The organism is Amycolatopsis sp. NPDC104775 (genome assembly GCF_055583325.1).
The window spans coordinates 205,385-221,787 of sequence record NZ_JBVJOE010000008.1 but is presented as its reverse complement, the minus strand read 5'-3'; the positions used below and the strand labels follow the sequence as shown (position 1 = coordinate 221,787).

Genomic DNA, 16,403 nt, shown 5'->3' with positions numbered 1-16,403 from the left:
CCGCCGCGGAACTGATCACCTAGCGGACGGCCAGGGCACCCTCGACGGGGTAGAGCCAGGTGGCGAGATACACGACGGGCCTAGCCACGCCCTACTCCGCGAAAACCGCCGCCGGAAACGGTGTCTCCCGGTCCTCCAACAGCCGCCCGTAAAACGCGTTCATCTCCACCGCCACCGCGGCATGCTCAGCCACCACCTCGGCGATCGGCGAGGGCAGCTCAAGCTCCCCAGCAGCAGCGCGGCGGACCGCGGTCAAGCGGCTCTCCCGGTCCCAAGTTCCGCACACCTCGGTCACCAGCCAGTTCACCAGGTACATCGACCCGTAAGCCTGGTCATGCCCCGCATTCAGCTCGGCGAACTCCGCCTCTTCCGCAGTCAGATCGAACCGGCGCGCGAACGCCAAACCGAAGTCAGTCAGCACAAACCGGTCGCCATCGGTCAGGAAGTTCTCGAAGTGGTTGTCGAAGTGCAAGACCCCCTGCGCACGAAGGAACGAGAGCGTCCCGGCGATCTCCGAGGCAACCCGCCCAGCCTCCGGCAACTGTCCCGGCAGCCAACGATGCACATTGGTCGGAAAATACTCACAAAACAACACCACGCTGGACGCCGCATCCCGCAGTTCCGTAAGCCGTCGGCGAACCGCGGCCGAACCTCCCCAGTACTCAACGTCCTCGTCCAGCGGGCGGTCCGGCACCCGCCCCGAGCGGACCGGTAGCACCCGCCAATGGTGCAGCAGAGGGAAGTTCTCGCACTCGCCGCTGAGGACCCAGCCGTTCGCCATGACGTGCAGCGCCAGCTCCCGCCACGCCGAGCCCTCCGGTGAGCCCAGGCCGTAATGGCAAAAGGCGGGCAGGCCATAGAGATTGGCCGTGGAATGCGGATGCTGCCGCTCCAGCGCGGTGAGCGGCACCCGCTTCGCGAACACTGGAATCCCGTCGACGTCCAGGCGCGCGCCGGTGCCGCCGATTCCCTCGGACAGCACCTCGGCGGACTCCAGCCGCTCAGTGAGCTGGCGGTCGCTCAACAGCGAAAGGGCGGTGCTCGCCGCGGCGTGCCGCGAGATTCTCGAAGAAGTCCCCATAACCTCGACAATAGAGAAAAAGGGCGGCTCCCCAACCTGGGAAGCCGCCCTTTTCTTACCTAATTCACTCGTTCTCGGACTCGCCGTTCTCCGCGGCGCCGATGCTCACCGGCGGAGCGTCGGGAACCGAGGACGGACGCTTCTCCCCGCGGAAGGTGAAGTGCGCCTCGTCGTCGCGGTCCTCCGGGTTGCCGCTCCAGCCTTCGACGTCGACCACGATGATCTGACCCGGCTCGACCTCGCCGAACAGGATCTTCTCCGACAGCTGGTCCTCGATCTCGCGCTGGATCGTGCGACGCAGCGGCCGGGCGCCGAGCACCGGGTCGAAGCCGCGCTTGGCCAGCAGCGCCTTCGCCTTCTCGGTGAGCTCGATCTCCATGTCCTTGGCCTTGAGCTGCGTCTCGACCCGGCCGATCATCAGATCCACCATCTGGATGATCTGTTCCTGGTTGAGCTGGTGGAAGACGATGATGTCGTCGATCCGGTTCAGGAACTCCGGGCGGAAATGTTTCTTCATTTCCTCGTTGACCTTCTGCTTCATCTTCTCGTAGCGGTCGGTCGCGCCCGACCCGGAAGAGAAGCCGAGGCTCACGGACTTCGAGATGTCCGAGGTGCCCAGGTTCGAGGTGAAGATCAGCACGGTGTTCTTGAAGTCGACCGTGCGGCCCTGGCCGTCGGTGAGGCGGCCGTCTTCGAGCACCTGCAGGAGGGTGTTGTAGATCTCCTGGTGCGCCTTTTCGATCTCGTCGAAAAGCACCACCGAGAACGGCTTGCGCCGCACCTTCTCGGTCAGCTGCCCGCCCTCTTCGTAGCCGACGTAGCCCGGAGGGGCGCCGAAGAGCCGCGAAGCGGTGTAGCGGTCGTGGAACTCGCCCATGTCGATCTGGATGAGCGCGTCGTCCTCGCCGAACAGGAAGGACGCCAGCGCCTTCGACAGCTCCGTCTTACCCACGCCGGACGGGCCGGCGAAGATGAACGAACCGGACGGGCGCTTCGGGTCTTTCAGACCCGCACGCGTACGGCGGATCGCCTGGGAGACGGCCTTGACCGCGTCCTCCTGGCCGATGATGCGCTTGTGGAGCTCGTCCTCCATGCGCAGCAGCCGGGTGGTCTCCTCCTCGGTGAGCTTGAACACCGGGATGCCGGTCCAGTTGGCCAGCACCTCCGCGATCTGCTCGTCGTCCACCTCGGCGACGACGTCCAGGTCGCCGTCCTTCCACTGCTTCTCCCGCTCGCCCTTCTGGCCGAGGAGTTGCTTCTCCTCGTCGCGAAGGCGCGCGGCCCGCTCGAAGTCCTGCGCGTCGATCGCGGACTCCTTGTCCCGGCGGACGTCGGCGATCTTCTCGTCGAACTCGCGCAGGTCCGGCGGAGCGGTCATCCGGCGGATGCGCATCCGGGCCCCGGCCTCGTCGATCAGGTCGATCGCCTTGTCCGGCAGGAACCGGTCGTTGATGTAGCGGTCGGCCAGCGTGGCGGCCGCGACCAGCGCCGAATCGGTGATCGAGACGCGGTGGTGCGCCTCGTACCGGTCGCGCAGGCCCTTGAGGATCTCGATCGTGTGCTCGAGCGACGGCTCGCCCACCTGGATCGGCTGGAAACGACGCTCCAGCGCGGCGTCCTTCTCGATGTACTTGCGGTACTCCTCGAGCGTGGTCGCGCCGATCGTCTGCAGCTCGCCCCGGGCCAGCATCGGCTTCAAGATCGAGGCCGCGTCGATCGCGCCCTCGGCCGCGCCCGCCCCGACCAGCGTGTGCAGCTCGTCGATGAACAGGATGATGTCGCCGCGGGTCTTGATCTCCTTGAGCACCTTCTTCAAGCGCTCTTCGAAATCACCGCGGTAGCGCGAGCCGGCGACCAGCGAACCCAGGTCAAGGGTGTAGAGCTGCTTGTCCTTGAGGGTCTCGGGCACCTCGCCCTTGACGATGCTCTGTGCCAGCCCCTCGACGACGGCGGTCTTGCCGACGCCCGGCTCGCCGATCAGCACCGGGTTGTTCTTGGTGCGGCGGGACAGCACCTGCATGACCCGCTCGATCTCCTTGCCGCGCCCGATGACCGGGTCCAGCTTGCCCTCGCGGGCCAGCACGGTCATGTTGCGGCCGAACTGGTCGAGCACCAGCGACGACGACGGCGTGCCTTCGCCGCGGCCCGAACCGCTCTCGGTGGACTTCTCGCCGGTCTGGTAGCCCGACAGGAGCTGCAGCACCTGCTGGCGGACCCGGTTCAGGTCCGCGCCCAGCTTCACGAGGACCTGCGCGGCGACGCCCTCGCCCTCGCGGATCAACCCGAGCAGGATGTGCTCGGTGCCGATGTAGTTGTGGCCGAGCTGCAGCGCCTCGCGCAGCGACAGCTCCAGCACCTTCTTCGCCCGCGGCGTGAACGGGATGTGCCCGCTCGGAGCCTGCTGGCCCTGGCCGATGATCTCCTCGACCTGCTGGCGCACGCCCTCGAGGGCGATGCCCAGCGACTCCAGCGCCTTGGCGGCGACACCCTCACCCTCGTGGATCAGACCCAAAAGGATGTGCTCGGTGCCGATGTAGTTGTGGTTGAGCATCCGGGCCTCTTCTTGGGCCAGGACGACCACCCGCCTCGCGCGGTCGGTGAACCTCTCAAACATGCGCACTCCCTCGACTGCTGCGTCGGCGGCCCGTAACCTCCGCGGATCGCGTCCGCGGCGGACAGCACCGTGAGACCACTCTAGTAGCCAAGCGGTCGCGCTTGCGTACCACTACGGCAACCGGGCAGCCCGTTCGCACCCGGGCGGCGACCCGGTCGGTCACCGCTGTCCATCCGGCTGCGCTGCACCTTTACACCTCCTCGAACGTACGGGACCGGATCAGGATTCCGCCCGGGTACCCCTGTCCGCTCAGCGCGAACACCCCTGCGCGACCGGGTGGTCTCACCCCTTGGCCACCCGATTGGCGCAATCTCCTCTCGCCTGTAAGGTTAGGCACACCTAATGATACGGGGAGGTGACCAGTGAACCCGCAGCGCTCGCGCGACGCCCGTAAGGTCGGAGACGGCCTCGAGTCCTCCCTGCTGCGCGTCAGCGCCCGGCACGAGCTGCGCCGCGACGTCCCTTGGGATTGGTTTCGCTGCGCTGACCTCCTGGAGCGTCCCGAGCTGTTCGCCGAGTGGCGGTCCCGGCTGTCCAACTGGCTCATCGACCAGCACGGCACGGCACCCGCGCGGACCGCGGCCAGCTACGTGCTGTCGTGGTACCTGTACGTCCCCGCGTACGTGGGCGCGCTGCTGCTGCATCACGAGCGCCGAGTTCCGTCGCTCAAACCGGAGCAGCTCGCGTTCGGTCTCGGCCCCGATCGGCCGCATCCGGAGGGCATGGCCGTGCTCAGCGACACCTTCTACTGCCTGCCCACTGACCCGGGCGGCGTCCGCCCGGAGGCCACCGTCGTGCGCGACGAACGCGCCCTGGCCGCGGTGCTGCGCGCGCAGTTCATCGGCCACGCTGCCCGCTTCGTCCGCGCCTACGCCCCCGGCACCCGGCTCGGCCGCCGCACGCTCTGGGCGGCCGCCACAGACGCGCTGGACGGCGCGCTGTGGCGGGTTGGCCGGCAAGGCGGGACAGCCGAGGCCGAAGGCGCTGGCGTGGCGGACGCCGCACTGGTGCTCGACACCCAGTACCGCCCGCTGACCTCGGCGTCCACCTTGCGAATGGCAGTCAACGACGACGGCCACCGGGTTTGGGAGCGACGCCGGGAGAGCTGCTGCTTCTCCTATCTCCTGCCCGGGGAGGCGGAATGCGAGAGCTGTCCGCGCGTCTGCCCCCGTTGATCCCCATCGAGTGAAATTTCAGGCGTACGGGTTCCGCCCCGTCGCGCCGAGCGCCCGGTGCAGCACCGGCGCGGTTTCCGGCACCGCGACCTCCGGGCCGAAGACACCGCCCTTGCGCGCCTCTTCGCCCATCCCCACCGCGAACGCGAGCACCACTTCGGCGGCTTCGTCCGAGCAGTTCAGCTCGTTGCCGCTCGCCCGCGTGAGATCCCAAGCGTGCACCACGAGTTCGCCGAGCACCATGTCGCCGACGACCGCGGCGGGCAGTTCCGAACCACCGAAGGTGACGGTGCCGGTCCACGCCTCCGGCGGAGCGAGCGCGGCGAGTACGTCGTCGAGCATCACGCCCAGGGACTTCGGCCAGTCTTCCCCGACGAGAGCCGCTTCGGCTTCGCTCGGCGCGGGCGGTTCGTAGGGCTCGTGCCGGATCGCGGCGGTGAGCCAGGGGCCCCAGTAGAGAAGGTGGTTGAGAAGGCCGCGAACGTCGTAGCCAGCGCATGCCGTGGGCGCGGTCAGCGACGGGGCGGCCGCCGCGACGCGCCGCAGTTCGGCGGCGGCCGGGGCGAGCAGTCCGGAATGATTCGACATGCGCCCGAGCCAAGCACGCGACGCCGCGGCCGTCTTGAAATAACGCGACGCACTACTGTTTTCAGCCATGCGGCGGATCCCGAGCGGCATCCTGAACGAGCGAACGGCTCACACCAAGTTCACCCTGACCCGGCATCCGCCCGCGCCGGAACTGCGCGATTTCGTGGAACACCACTGGATACTGCGCTGGAACCTGGCCGAACCTTACGAACAGCGCGTGCTGCCGAACCTGTCGGTGCACGTGACGTTCTTCCCCGGAGCGCGCGGGGTTTACGGTCCCGCGCACGACCTTTTCACTCACCGGCTCACCGGACGCGTACACGGGATCGGGGCCCGGATCCGCCCCGGATGTTTCCGCCCGTTCCTCGACGCCCCGGTCCGCACCCTCACCGACCGTTCGGTTGACGTGACCGCGATCTTCGGGCCCGCAGCCGAGACCGCGGAAAAATTCATCCGGAATGCGCGGTCCGACGAGGAAATGATCACTGCAATCGACAACTTGCTGATCGCACGTTCTCGTCCCATTCCCCGCGCCGCCCGGGCCGCCGCGGAGGCGGTGGAAACAATCGCCGCGGATCCGGAGATCACCAAGGTCTCGGAACTGGCGGCGGCACTCGGGCTGTCGATCCGGGCGGTGCAGCGGTTGTTCGCCGAGCACGTCGGAACAACGCCGAAGTGGGCGATCCGGATTTACCGGCTCAACGAAGCCGCCCGGTTGCTCGCCGCACCGGCCGCACCGGATTACGCGGATCTGGCGACTCGGCTGGGCTATAGCGACCAACCTCACTTCATCCGCGATTTCCGCGCGGTGACCGGAGCCCCTCCCGCGGAGTACGCCCGCTGCGCTCGCCGGCTGATGTCGGGCACGCCGGACGGCGCAAAGCCGGGAAACTAATCCGGAACGTCAAACGGCCGCCGGGAATGTTCCCGACGGCCGTTTGACGAGCGCTGCGCGAAGTGGCGGCTCTGGTTCGCTAACCGGAGGACCGCATCCGCGAGTTCCGGAAATGCCCGGTCAGTTCTTCTTGTGGTAAGCCTCGACGACCTCCGACGGGATGCGCCCGCGGTCGGAAACCTGGAAACCGTTCTTGCGGGCCCACGCGCGAATCGCCTGGTTCTGCTCGCGGTCGACCGCGGCCGGGCGGGCCGGGGACTTGCCGCCGGCGACCGGACGCAGCGGCGCGCGCTTGCGGCCGCCCGCGCGACGGGCGTGCTCGACATACTGGGCGAGCGCGTCGCGCAGTTCCTCGGCGTTTTCGCCCGACAGGTCGATCTGGTAGCTCACACCGTCCAAACCGAACTCAACGGTCTCTTCCGCCTCACTGCCGTCGAGGTCGTCGACCAGAGAGACCAGCACCTTCTGTGCCATCTGATTCCTCCTGCGGGGCTTACCCGAATGATCTGGCTACATGATCTGGTTTCGGGGCAAGCCCCGAGCTACAGAAGTCTTTGACACCCATATTAATACCCGCTTGCCCCGCCGTAGGCAAATCCGCATTGAGAAAATCCGACCGCGCGGCGGGGCGGCGAGCTATTCAGGCCGTACGAGCGGGAAGAGGATCGTCTCGCGGATACCGAGCCCGGTCAGTGCCATGAGCAGCCGGTCGATCCCCATTCCGACCCCGCCGCTCGGCGGCATTCCGTACTCAAGCGCACGGAGGAAATCCTCGTCGAGACGCATCGCCTCGCTATCGCCCGCCGCGCCGAGCCGCGCCTGTTCGGTGAGCCGCTGCCGTTCCACGACCGGATCCACCAGCTCGGAGTACCCGGTCGCGAGTTCGAAACCGCGCACATACAGGTCCCACTTCTCGGCCACCCCTTCGCGGCTGCGGTGCTGCCGGGTGAGCGGAGAGGTCTCGAGCGGGAAATCCCGGACAAATGTGGGCGCGTACAGTCCGTCGCCGACGAGATGTTCCCACAGTTCCTCGACGAGTTTGCCGTGCGCGAGCTTGGGATCCACCTCGATCTCGCGCGCCGCGGCGATCTTGTGCAACGCTTCGGCGGGAGTATCCGGCGTCACTTCTTCGCCGAGCGCTTCCGAGAGCGACTCGTACATGCCGAGTGTCGTCCATTCGCCGGAAAGGTCGTACTCGGTTCCGTCGGCAAGAGTGACGACCTGGGTGCCGAGCACGCTCTCCGCGGCCTCCTGGATGAGTTCGCGGGTCATCACGGCATTCGTGTCGTAAGTCGCGTACGCCTCGTAGTACTCGAGCATCGCGAACTCCGGCGAGTGCGAGGAGTCGCTGCCTTCGTTGCGGAAGTTCCGGTTGATCTCGAAGACCTTCTCGATCCCGCCGACCACGCAGCGCTTGAGATACAGCTCCGGCGCGATGCGCAGGAACAGATCGAGGTCGAAGGCGTTGGAATGCGTGACGAACGGCCGGGCGGCGGCGCCGCCGTGCAGCGTCTGCAGCATCGGCGTCTCGACCTCGGTGAATCCCCGGCGGTGGAACGAGTCCCGCAGCGAACGCATCACCCCGGCGCGCGTGCGCACCACGTCGCGCGCCTTCGGCCGCATAATCAGATCGACATAACGCTGCCGGATTCGCGTTTCCTCGGCCAGCTCCTTGAACGCCACCGGCAACGGACGCAACGCCTTCGCCGCGATCTGCCAGCTGTCGGCCAGCACGGAAAGCTCGCCGCGCTTGGAGGTGATCACCTCGCCGTGCACGAATACGTGGTCGCCGAGATCGACGTCGGACTTCCACGCGGCGAGAGACTCGGCCCCGACCTGCGCGAGACTCAGCATCGCCTGCAGTTCTGTGCCGTCTCCCTCACGAAGAGTGGCGAAACACAGTTTGCCCGTATTGCGGAGAAACATGACGCGACCGGTGACGCCGACCGACTGACCGGTGCTGGTGTCGGCTTCGAGACCGGAATGTTCGGCACGGATCTGCGCGAGAGTGTGCGTACGCGGAACCTCTACCGGGTAAGGATCGGCGCCCTCCGCGATTATCCGGTCGCGCTTGTCCCGGCGCACCCGCATCTGTTCGGGCAGGTCGTCATCGGGCAGTGCGTCGGACGCGGGGAATTCGGTCATGGCCCATAGCGTACGAAGCCGCTGGTGAACCGCGTCAACCGGATTACCCTTCCGGGGCACTCACGGTATTAGGGTGGTTACTCGTGAGCGATCCCGGCACCGATGATCCCGGCACCGAAGCGGAACTGCGCGCCCAGCGGGCTTCTTCGTTCGGCGACCAGGCGAGCGCCTACGCCCGGCACCGGCCGGACTATCCCCGAGCCGCACTCGAATGGGGAATGGCGGGAGCACACCGACCGGTACGCGACGTGCTGGACCTGGCGGCGGGCACCGGAAAACTCACCGAGGGGCTGACCGATCTCGGCCGCTCGGTGACCGCGGTGGAACCCGATCCGGGCATGCTCGCCGAACTGTCCCGGCTGCTGCCGGGCGTTCCCGCGCTGCTCGGCAAGGCCGAGGACATCCCGCTGCCGGACGAATCGGCGGACGCGGTGTTCGTCGGCCAGGCTCTGCACTGGTTCGATTTAGCGCCGGCGTTCGCGCAGATCCGCCGGGTGCTGCGGCCGGGAGGGGTCGTGGTGGCGCTGTGGAATCACGACGACGAATCCGTGCCGTGGGTGCGTGAATTCGCCCGGCTCGTCCGCACGGGCATCAGCCGGGGGTTCGCCGACGGGGAGCAAACGCTGCGTGCGGACGGCTTCGGCCCGTTCGAACAGGACAGGTTCGCCCACGTTCACCGGCGCTCGATCGATTCGCTGCTGGCGACCGTGGCGACGCATTCGCATCTGCTGATCGCCTCCGCGCCCGACCGCGACCAGCTGCTCGCGCGAGCCAGGGCGCACCTGGAATCCGTTCCGGAGACGGCAACGGGCGAATTCGACTATCCACTGGTCACGACGGTTCTGCGGGCTCGCCGGAGCTGAGCGGGCGAGGCATATCACCATCTCGGCGCGGCAGTCGCGTGCTAATTTCGGAAGCGGCGGTGCTCCCGCCCCGGACGAGCGCGTCGTACCCGGTGACGACAAGACGGCGCAGTGGACTATCCGTCACTGCGAAAGGTTCTCGATCATGGCCTGGCTCGTTCTTGTCGTTTCCGGATTTCTCGAAACCGTGTGGGCCGCGGCGCTCGGTGCCTCGAAAGGCTTCAGCAGGCTCTGGCCGAGCGTGTTGTTCGGCGGCGCGCTGCTGCTCAGCATGTCCGGCCTCGCCTATTCCTTGCGCGAAATTCCGCTCGGCACCGGTTACGCGGTATGGGTCGGCATCGGCGCGGTGGGGACCGCGGTGTACGGCATCGTCGCGATGAACGATCCGCTCACCGTCGGCCGGATCACCTGTCTCGTGCTGATTGTCGCCGGGGTCGTCGGGCTGAAACTGTTCCACTGATTTTCACCCGAGCGCGATCTCCAGCCCGCGCAGCCGCTCCGGCGCGGAAATCACGTCGATTCCGCTGATCAGATCGCCGTCGAAAACGAACTTGAGGACCACGGCGAGCCGGCCGCGCGGGGCGAGCACCAGGCCGGGAACGCCGTCGACCAAGGCGACCTGCGTGCTGCGCGCGAGTTCCGAAGCGAGCAGTGCGCCCTTGCTGACCGCTCGGACCCCGCGCAGCACCACCGGTGCCGCTCCGGTATCCGCGTGCAGCACGACGTCGGGGTCGAGCACTTTCAACAGTCCCGCGAAGTCTCCCTCGCGAGCCGCGGCCAGATACGCCTCGACAGCGCCGCGCCGCTTGCTCGCGTCCGCTGGACCGGCTTCTCCGCCACGCACCCGGCGACGAGCCCGGCTGGCCAACTGGCGCACAGCCGCCGGGCTGCGGTCCAGGATTTCCGCGATGTCCTCGAACGGCACGGCGAACATGTCGTGCAGCACGAACGCGATTCGCTCGGCCGGACCGAGGACGTCGAGCACTACCAGCATCGCCAGCCCGACGGAATCGGCCAACTGGGCTTCTTCGGCGAGATCCAGGCCGTCGTCGCCGCGATCGAGCGGAAACGCGTCCAGCGAGTCCTCCCGGCGGCGTTCGCGGGTGCGCAGCAGATTGAGACACACCCGCGCCACCACTGTGGTGAGCCAAGCAGGCAAATTCTGCACTTCGGAAATGTCCGCGCTGTCAACGCGCAGCCAGGCTTCCTGCACCGCGTCGTCGGCTTCGCTCAGCGACCCGAGCATGCGATAGGCGACCCCGCGAAGCCGTGGACGCTGCTCCTCGAATTGGGCCGCGAGCAGGTTCCTCTCATCCACCTGTCACATCTCCTTCACGGGCGGGTTCATCCCAGTAGGACACCCCCAGTGCCCAAGCCCAGCAGCACCTTACCCGGAAGGAATTGTCATGACGACGATCTTGGTCACCGGCGGCACCGGAACCCTCGGCAAGCTGGTCGTGCCCGCGCTCGGCGACGCGAAGGTCCGCATCCTCAGCCGCAATGCGAACGGCCCCGACCGGTTCGCCTGCGACCTGATGACCGGCGAGGGCCTGGCTCCCGCGATCGACGGAGCCGGCGTGGTCGTGCACCTGGCCGGAGGCCCGAAGGGCGACGACGTGGCGACGGCGAATCTGGTCCGCGCCGCCGAACGCGCCGGAGTCGGTCACCTGGTTTTCATTTCGGTGATCGCCGCGGACGCGGTGCCGCTGGGTTACTTCCGCCGCAAGCACGAAGCCGAAAAAATCGTCGCGGAGGCAGCCGTGCCCTCGACCATCCTTCGGGCGGCCCAGTTCCACGGCTTCTGCCTCAACGCCGTGCGGGCAGTGGCGAAATTGCCGATCGTTCCGGTTCCCGGGGTCAATTTCCAGCCGGTCGACGCCCGGGATGTGGCCGAACGGATCGCGCGGCTGGCACTTGGCGACCCGGCCGGGCGGGTGCGGGATCTGGCCGGGCCCAAGGTGTACGGCATGGGCGAGCTGGTCGAGAAGTATTTGCGGGCCAGCGGGCGGCGGCGGGCGAAAATGCCGCTGCGGATTCCCGGTGCGGCCGGAAAGGTCTACCGCGCGAACGGCAACCTCAACCTCGACGCGGACACCGGCACCCGCACTTTCGAGGATTACCTCGCTGAGCAGTTCGGCTAACGCGCGTTCCGTTCGAACACCAGCCGCAGGCCGAGCAGCGTCAGGTCCGGCACGTGCTCCTTGATCGTCTCGGATTCGCCGAGCACCAGCGGGGCGAGTCCGCCGGTGGCGATCACCGTGACCGGTTCTGAACTGTCGTGCTGCAATTCGCGCACGATCCGCCGGACGAGCCCGTCGACCTGGCCCGCGAAGCCGTACAGAATGCCGGACTGCAGGCATTCCACGGTGTTCTTGCCGATCACCGAACGCGGCGGGACGAGTTCCACCTTTCGCAGCGCGGCCGCGCGGGCGGCGAGCGCGTCGACCGAGATCTCGATGCCCGGGGCGAACGCCCCGCCGAGGAATTCACCCCCGGCCGAGATCGCGTCGACGTTCGTGGAGGTGCCGAAATCGACCACCACGCACGCGGTGGCGTGCAAATGGTGCGCGGCAAGGGTGTTCACGAGCCGGTCCGCGCCGACTTCCTTCGGATTGTCCACCAGCAGCGCGACACCGGTGCGCACGCCGGGCTCGACCACGATCTTCGGCACCCGGGCGTAATAGCGGGCGAGCATCACCCGCAATTCCCGCAGCACCGCGGGAACCGTGGACAGCGCGCTGATTCCGGTGACCGCGTCGGCGTGCGGACCGAGCAGTCCGCGCACGGTGAGCGCGAGTTCGTCCGCGGTCATCCGCGCGTCGGTGCGCATCCGCCAGTCACCGATCAGTTCGGCCCCGTCGTAGAGGCCGAGCACGATGTTGGTGTTGCCGACGTCGACAGTGAGCAGCAACGAGGTCTTCCTTACTGCGGCTCGCGACCGCCGCCGGTACGGGTCAGTTTTCGGCGTGCAGCAACGCGTCGAGACGGCGCGCGTCCGCGGTTTCGGCCACCGGGAAGGTCATCGTGTCCTCTTCGGGCAGTGTGACCGTGCCGCTCAGCAGGCCCGATCCCTCCGGTGCGTGCGCCGGGTCGTGCCCGCGTTCGACGATCCGGTTGTAATCGTCCACAAAGATCACTCGCGGCCGGTAGGCGCGCGCCTCGGCGTCGTCCATCTGGCCGTAGGCGATCAGGATCACCAGGTCGCCCGGGTGCACCAGATGCGCCGCGGCACCGTTGATGCCGAGCACGCCGCTGCCGCGTTCGCCGGTGATGACATAGGTTTCCAGCCGCGCGCCGTTCGTGACATCCACAATGGACACCTGCTCGCCCTCGAGCAGATCGGCGGCCTCCATCAGGTCCTCGTCGACCGTGACCGAACCCACGTAGTGCAGGTCGGCCTGGGTCACCGTGGCCCGGTGGATTTTCGATTTCAGCATCGTGCGATACATCGTGGACTCTCCCTATTCCCCTGCGTCCGGATCCCCGCTCGGATGTTCCACGGCTTTTCCGAGCAGCACTCCCGCGTTGTCGATCAGCCGGGTACTCCCCACCCGGGCGGCGACCAGCAACCGCGCCTCTCCGTCGACGGGCGCCGGCCCCAAATCGGTTCCCCTCAATTCCAGGTAATCCACTTCCACCTGGGGACGGGCCGCGAGCGTCTTCCGCGCCATGTCCAGCACGGCCTCCGCTCCGTCCCGCCCGACGTGCGCCCCGGCCGACAACGCGGACGAAAGCACCACGGCGTCTTCCCGTTGTTCCGGCGTCAGGTAGACGTTGCGCGAGGACAGCGCGAGGCCGTCCCGCTCCCGGACCGTCGGCACCCCGATGACGCGGGTGTCGATGTTCAGGTCCGCCACCATCCGCTTGATCAGCACCAGCTGCTGATAGTCCTTCTCCCCGAAGAACGCGTAATCCGGGCGCAGCAGGTTGAACAGCTTCGCGACGACCGTCAGCACCCCGGCGAAATGCCCGGGCCGCACGGCCCCCTCGAGCTCGTCGCCGAGCGGGCCGGGATGCACGGTGACCGTCGCGTTTTCCGTGTACAGGTCCGAGGCCTTCGGCGTGAAAGCCAGTTCGACGCCTGCTTCGGACAAGGTCGCCAAGTCGGCTTCGAGCTGACGCGGGTACGCCTCGAAGTCTTCGCCCTCGCCGAACTGCAACGGGTTCACGAAGATCGACGCGGCGACGACGGTGTTCGGCAGCCGCTTCGCGCGGCGCAGCAGTTCGCGGTGGCCGTCGTGCAGCGCGCCCATGGTGGGCACGAGCGCGACCTTCCGGCCGACGCTGCGCAGCGCCTGGCTCACCTTGCTGATGTGCTCCGGCGGCTGGAACGTGTTGAGCGTTCCGCGCTGGAATTTCGGTGTCGTCACGGGGTCTGTCCTTCGGCGGGGTCGGCGAGAAGATCGGTCAGTTCGCCCGCGGCCGCGGGATCGAGCAGGCCGGCGGCGCGGGACCGTTCGGCCGTGCGCCGGGCCAGCGCCCGGTAGGCCGGGGCGATCTGCGGCGCCCGGTCCGTCAGCACGGCGAGGTGCTTGCGGACGGTGCCGAGATCACCACGCGGGACCGGCCCGGTGAGGGCGCGGTCCCCGTGGCGAAGGACATTGTCCAATGCCGCCGAAAGCAGCGGTGCGACGAGTCGTTCCGGTTGTCCGATTCCGGCCCCGCGCAGGATTTCGGTGCAGTCGGCGACCAGCGTCATCAGGTGATTCGCGCCGTGCGCCAGCGCCGCGTGATACAGCGCCCGCGCGGATTCGGGGACCCGCACCGGCTCGGCGCCCATCTCGACCGCGAGCGCCTCGCCGACGTTCCACGCCGCGTCGTCGTCCGGTGCCGCGGTGACGCCGATGCTCGCCGCGACAAGACGTTCCAGGTCTTCCTCGCGGCCGGTGAAGGTGAGCACCGGGTGCAGCGCGAGCGGCAGCGCACCGGCTTCCGCGACCGGGGCCAGCACGTCGATGCCGTGCGCTCCCGAGGTGTGCACCACGATCTGGCCCGCCCGTACCGAATTCGTAGCGACCAGGCCACGGACGGTGCCGGCGAGCGCGTCGTCCGGCAAGGCGAGAAGGACGAGATCAGCTCTGCGCACGACTTCGTCGGGCGGCAGCAAGGGAACCCCGGGCAGCAGCCGTTCCGCGCGGTTCAGCGAAGCCGCGGACAGCCCCGACGCGGCGACGACGGTGTGGCCCGCCCTGGCCAATGCCGCACCGAGGACACTGCCCACGCGGCCGGCGGAAACGACGCCCACGGCAAGCCGGGCCGGCCGGTTCATGGCGTGCGCCTGTGGACGCTCATGGCTCGAAACTCCTCATGTTCGTTCCAGTCCCGCTCTTTCGTCGCGGGTACCAGACGACGGCGCGAGAGTAGCCCCGACCCGGCCGGATCGCGGTGTCTGGGTGACCAGCTTCACCCGGGGCGTCCCATCGCGCCCGTACCTTATTGGCGTTCGGCTTCTGCCGTTCGCCGGGAGCGCGAATCCCCCGGTGGAACGCCACTTTTGGCACGGTAGAGCTACCCCGGACGGGGAATGTTCACCGACTGTCGCGATTGTTGGCCAATCGCACCGCATCCGCGCGCGCGTCCCGCAGTGCCTGCAGCAACTCTTCCTGCCGCTTCCGGTCCTGCTCGGTGCGCAGCCGGGTGCGGCGCAGGAATGCGAGCTCAGTCACGCTCGCCTGATATCGCCCCACCGCACGGGCCGCCGCCCGCCCGGATTGCCTGCGCGCCTGCTTCCGCCATTCCCGCCGCCCGGAGAGACTGGCGAGCAGATCGACCTCCGACGGCGCGATCCACCGCGCGGCCGCCATCTTCGGCAAAGCGGCGGCGACGATCCGCTGTTCCCGCCGCCGCTGCAGCACGATCACGTAGATCGCGGCGATCAGCAGCGGCAAAATCACCAGGAAATACAGCGTGAGGAAGGACTTCCCGCCGTTGAGCGTGGCCGCCGCGTTCCAGAGCGCGTGCAGCACGACCGCGGCGAGATACCCGGCCAGCGGCGCGAGAATCCGCACCCACCGCTGCGCGTAGCGAGCGGCGATGCCGAACCCGATGCCGGTCATCGCGGTGAACAACGGATGCGTGAACGGCGAAAGCACGCCACGCACGAGGAACGCGGCCAGCACCCCGGAGCTGGTGCCGTTGCCGAAGCCGTGGTCAGCGAAGGCGCGGCCGAAGTAATAGATGTTCTCGGTGAAGGCGAACCCAGCGGCGGCGAACCCCGCGTAGACGACGCCGTCGACGATCCCGTCGAATTCCTCGTTGCGCCGCCAGAAGATCAACAGGACGAAAACGCCCTTCGCGGCCTCCTCCACCAGCGGCGCGGAGACGAGCGTGCTGATCTTGCTGCCATTGCCGCCACCGAGAAGCAGGTCACCGAACGCCTCTGCGCCAGTGTTGATCAACAGCGCGGTAACGGTCGCAATGCAGGCACCCCAAGCGAAAGCGATCAGAAGCAGCTTCGCCGGCTCTGGTTCCCAGCGATCAACCCAGAGCAACCCGGCGACCACCACCCCCACCGGAACGAGCGCGGCGATCACCCCAATCGCGACCGCCAGCCACCCCACCCGCGCAGTCGCGAGCCCGAAGAGGAAAAGCCCGCACAACGCCACGACGATCAACCCGAGCACCGGAAGGAGCACGGTGACATGCCGCGAACGAGAGGCCGTGGACGCAGAACCCGGCGACGTGGCGGAAAGGGTGCCGTTCACAGCCGGTCACCCTACGCAGGGCCCATCGGCGATGCCGGTTGGACGCCCCGTGTTCAGCCCTCTGCGGGATACCGCTGTGACACTCATCCCTAGCACCGCACCCTTTGTTCCGGGAGGACCACCCTCACACCCCAGAGCCAGGATGCGCCCCACTGCCACATTGGGGCGCTAGCCCCACCCCCAAACCGCAGCCCACGCACCCAACTCACCAAGGCACCCACACTCCCCCGCTCCCCGATACGAAGCCAAAAACGCGGGGGGGGGGGGGGGGGGGGGGGGGGGGGGGGTGGGTGGTCCCGTAGGAGCACCGCGCGCCTCGCCCACCGACCCCATGTGGG

Annotated in this window: 15 protein-coding genes, 1 pseudogene and 1 riboswitch; of the genes and pseudogenes, 5 read left to right on the top strand and 11 right to left on the bottom strand. The window is 67.9% G+C overall.

Annotation, left to right across the window (positions count from 1 at the left end; genetic code table 11):
* Positions 1 to 91: 91 nt before the first annotated feature.
* Positions 92 to 1,081 carry a hypothetical protein gene (locus tag ACZ63D_RS31585; protein WP_465358004.1) on the bottom strand — a complete coding sequence of 330 codons (990 nt, stop codon included), beginning with the start codon at positions 1,079 to 1,081 and terminating at the stop codon, positions 92 to 94.
* Positions 1,082 to 1,145: 64 nt separating this feature from the next.
* On the bottom strand, positions 1,146 to 3,695 hold the full coding sequence (locus tag ACZ63D_RS31580) for an ATP-dependent Clp protease ATP-binding subunit (RefSeq protein WP_465358003.1): 2,550 nt from the start codon (positions 3,693 to 3,695) through the stop codon (positions 1,146 to 1,148).
* Between the two features lie 362 nt (positions 3,696 to 4,057).
* On the opposite strand from ACZ63D_RS31580, the gene ACZ63D_RS31575 reads away from it, so the two are divergent.
* Entirely contained in the window at positions 4,058 to 4,870 is an 813-nt protein-coding gene (locus tag ACZ63D_RS31575; protein ID WP_465358002.1) for a (2Fe-2S)-binding protein, read from the top strand.
* Between the two features lie 18 nt (positions 4,871 to 4,888).
* Here ACZ63D_RS31575 and ACZ63D_RS31570 read toward each other — a convergent pair whose 3' ends face one another.
* The gene (locus tag ACZ63D_RS31570) at positions 4,889 to 5,458 is read right to left on the bottom strand and encodes a TIGR03086 family metal-binding protein (RefSeq protein ID WP_465358001.1); all 570 of its coding nucleotides are present in this window, start codon (positions 5,456 to 5,458) and stop codon (positions 4,889 to 4,891) included.
* 67 nt (positions 5,459 to 5,525) lie between these two features.
* Here ACZ63D_RS31570 and ACZ63D_RS31565 point away from each other — a divergent pair, with 67 nt between their 5' ends.
* Complete coding sequence (locus tag ACZ63D_RS31565) at positions 5,526 to 6,353, top strand: AraC family transcriptional regulator (RefSeq protein ID WP_465358000.1); 828 nt, start codon at positions 5,526 to 5,528, stop codon at positions 6,351 to 6,353.
* Between the two features lie 120 nt (positions 6,354 to 6,473).
* Here ACZ63D_RS31565 and ACZ63D_RS31560 read toward each other — a convergent pair whose 3' ends face one another.
* Positions 6,474 to 6,827 (bottom strand): histone-like nucleoid-structuring protein Lsr2, encoded by a 354-nt coding sequence (locus tag ACZ63D_RS31560; protein WP_009084272.1) that lies wholly within the window; start codon positions 6,825 to 6,827, stop codon positions 6,474 to 6,476.
* Positions 6,828 to 6,989: 162 nt separating this feature from the next.
* Positions 6,990 to 8,498: a lysine--tRNA ligase gene (gene lysS / locus ACZ63D_RS31555; protein ID WP_465357999.1), complete on the bottom strand. Its 1,509-nt coding sequence runs from the start codon at positions 8,496 to 8,498 to the stop codon at positions 6,990 to 6,992.
* 83 nt (positions 8,499 to 8,581) lie between these two features.
* On the opposite strand from lysS, the gene ACZ63D_RS31550 reads away from it, so the two are divergent.
* Both ACZ63D_RS31550 and ACZ63D_RS31545 read left to right on the top strand, forming a co-directional pair.
* The gene (locus ACZ63D_RS31550) at positions 8,582 to 9,361 is read left to right on the top strand and encodes a class I SAM-dependent methyltransferase (RefSeq protein WP_465357998.1); all 780 of its coding nucleotides are present in this window, start codon (positions 8,582 to 8,584) and stop codon (positions 9,359 to 9,361) included.
* A gap of 50 nt (positions 9,362 to 9,411) precedes the next feature.
* Positions 9,412 to 9,474: riboswitch (guanidine-III (ykkC-III) riboswitch) on the top strand.
* A gap of 32 nt (positions 9,475 to 9,506) precedes the next feature.
* Positions 9,507 to 9,821 carry a DMT family transporter gene (locus ACZ63D_RS31545; RefSeq protein WP_037808251.1) on the top strand — a complete coding sequence of 105 codons (315 nt, stop codon included), beginning with the start codon at positions 9,507 to 9,509 and terminating at the stop codon, positions 9,819 to 9,821.
* Positions 9,822 to 9,824: 3 nt separating this feature from the next.
* Here the strand turns inward: ACZ63D_RS31545 and ACZ63D_RS31540 are convergent, their stop codons facing one another.
* Complete coding sequence (locus tag ACZ63D_RS31540) at positions 9,825 to 10,679, bottom strand: sigma-70 family RNA polymerase sigma factor (protein ID WP_465357997.1); 855 nt, start codon at positions 10,677 to 10,679, stop codon at positions 9,825 to 9,827.
* A gap of 88 nt (positions 10,680 to 10,767) precedes the next feature.
* On the opposite strand from ACZ63D_RS31540, the gene ACZ63D_RS31535 reads away from it, so the two are divergent.
* Positions 10,768 to 11,502: an SDR family oxidoreductase gene (locus ACZ63D_RS31535; RefSeq protein WP_465357996.1), complete on the top strand. Its 735-nt coding sequence runs from the start codon at positions 10,768 to 10,770 to the stop codon at positions 11,500 to 11,502.
* Here ACZ63D_RS31535 and ACZ63D_RS31530 read toward each other — a convergent pair.
* The 5 genes and pseudogenes from ACZ63D_RS31530 to ACZ63D_RS31510 form a co-directional block, all read right to left on the bottom strand.
* Positions 11,499 to 12,272, bottom strand: a complete 774-nt coding sequence (locus tag ACZ63D_RS31530) for a type III pantothenate kinase (protein WP_465357995.1) — start codon at positions 12,270 to 12,272, stop codon at positions 11,499 to 11,501. The two genes, ACZ63D_RS31535 and ACZ63D_RS31530, sit on opposite strands and share 4 nt — an antisense overlap.
* Before the next feature lie 43 nt (positions 12,273 to 12,315).
* Positions 12,316 to 12,810, bottom strand: coding sequence for an aspartate 1-decarboxylase (gene panD, locus ACZ63D_RS31525; protein WP_465357994.1), 495 nt, complete (start codon positions 12,808 to 12,810; stop codon positions 12,316 to 12,318).
* A gap of 12 nt (positions 12,811 to 12,822) precedes the next feature.
* On the bottom strand, positions 12,823 to 13,731 hold the full coding sequence (gene panC / locus ACZ63D_RS31520) for a pantoate--beta-alanine ligase (protein WP_465357993.1): 909 nt from the start codon (positions 13,729 to 13,731) through the stop codon (positions 12,823 to 12,825).
* Positions 13,728 to 14,642 (bottom strand): annotated as a pseudogene (locus ACZ63D_RS31515) (Rossmann-like and DUF2520 domain-containing protein); the annotation flags it as partial. The gene panC and the pseudogene ACZ63D_RS31515, both read right to left, overlap by 4 nt.
* A 247-nt stretch (positions 14,643 to 14,889) precedes the next feature.
* Positions 14,890 to 15,996 (bottom strand): PrsW family intramembrane metalloprotease, encoded by a 1,107-nt coding sequence (locus ACZ63D_RS31510; protein WP_465358181.1) that lies wholly within the window; start codon positions 15,994 to 15,996, stop codon positions 14,890 to 14,892.
* Positions 15,997 to 16,403: the final 407 nt, after the last annotated feature.

Coding starts and splice junctions, on each gene's coding strand:
- ACZ63D_RS31585 (WP_465358004.1), bottom strand. CDS start 1,081: ATGGGGACTTCTTCGAGAATCTCGCGGCACGCCGCGGCGAGCACCGCC.
- ACZ63D_RS31580 (WP_465358003.1), bottom strand. CDS start 3,695: ATGTTTGAGAGGTTCACCGACCGCGCGAGGCGGGTGGTCGTCCTGGCC.
- ACZ63D_RS31570 (WP_465358001.1), bottom strand. CDS start 5,458: ATGTCGAATCATTCCGGACTGCTCGCCCCGGCCGCCGCCGAACTGCGG.
- ACZ63D_RS31565 (WP_465358000.1), top strand. CDS start 5,526: ATGCGGCGGATCCCGAGCGGCATCCTGAACGAGCGAACGGCTCACACC.
- ACZ63D_RS31560 (WP_009084272.1), bottom strand. CDS start 6,827: ATGGCACAGAAGGTGCTGGTCTCTCTGGTCGACGACCTCGACGGCAGT.
- lysS (WP_465357999.1), bottom strand. CDS start 8,498: ATGACCGAATTCCCCGCGTCCGACGCACTGCCCGATGACGACCTGCCC.
- ACZ63D_RS31545 (WP_037808251.1), top strand. CDS start 9,507: ATGGCCTGGCTCGTTCTTGTCGTTTCCGGATTTCTCGAAACCGTGTGG.
- ACZ63D_RS31535 (WP_465357996.1), top strand. CDS start 10,768: ATGACGACGATCTTGGTCACCGGCGGCACCGGAACCCTCGGCAAGCTG.
- panD (WP_465357994.1), bottom strand. CDS start 12,810: ATGTATCGCACGATGCTGAAATCGAAAATCCACCGGGCCACGGTGACC.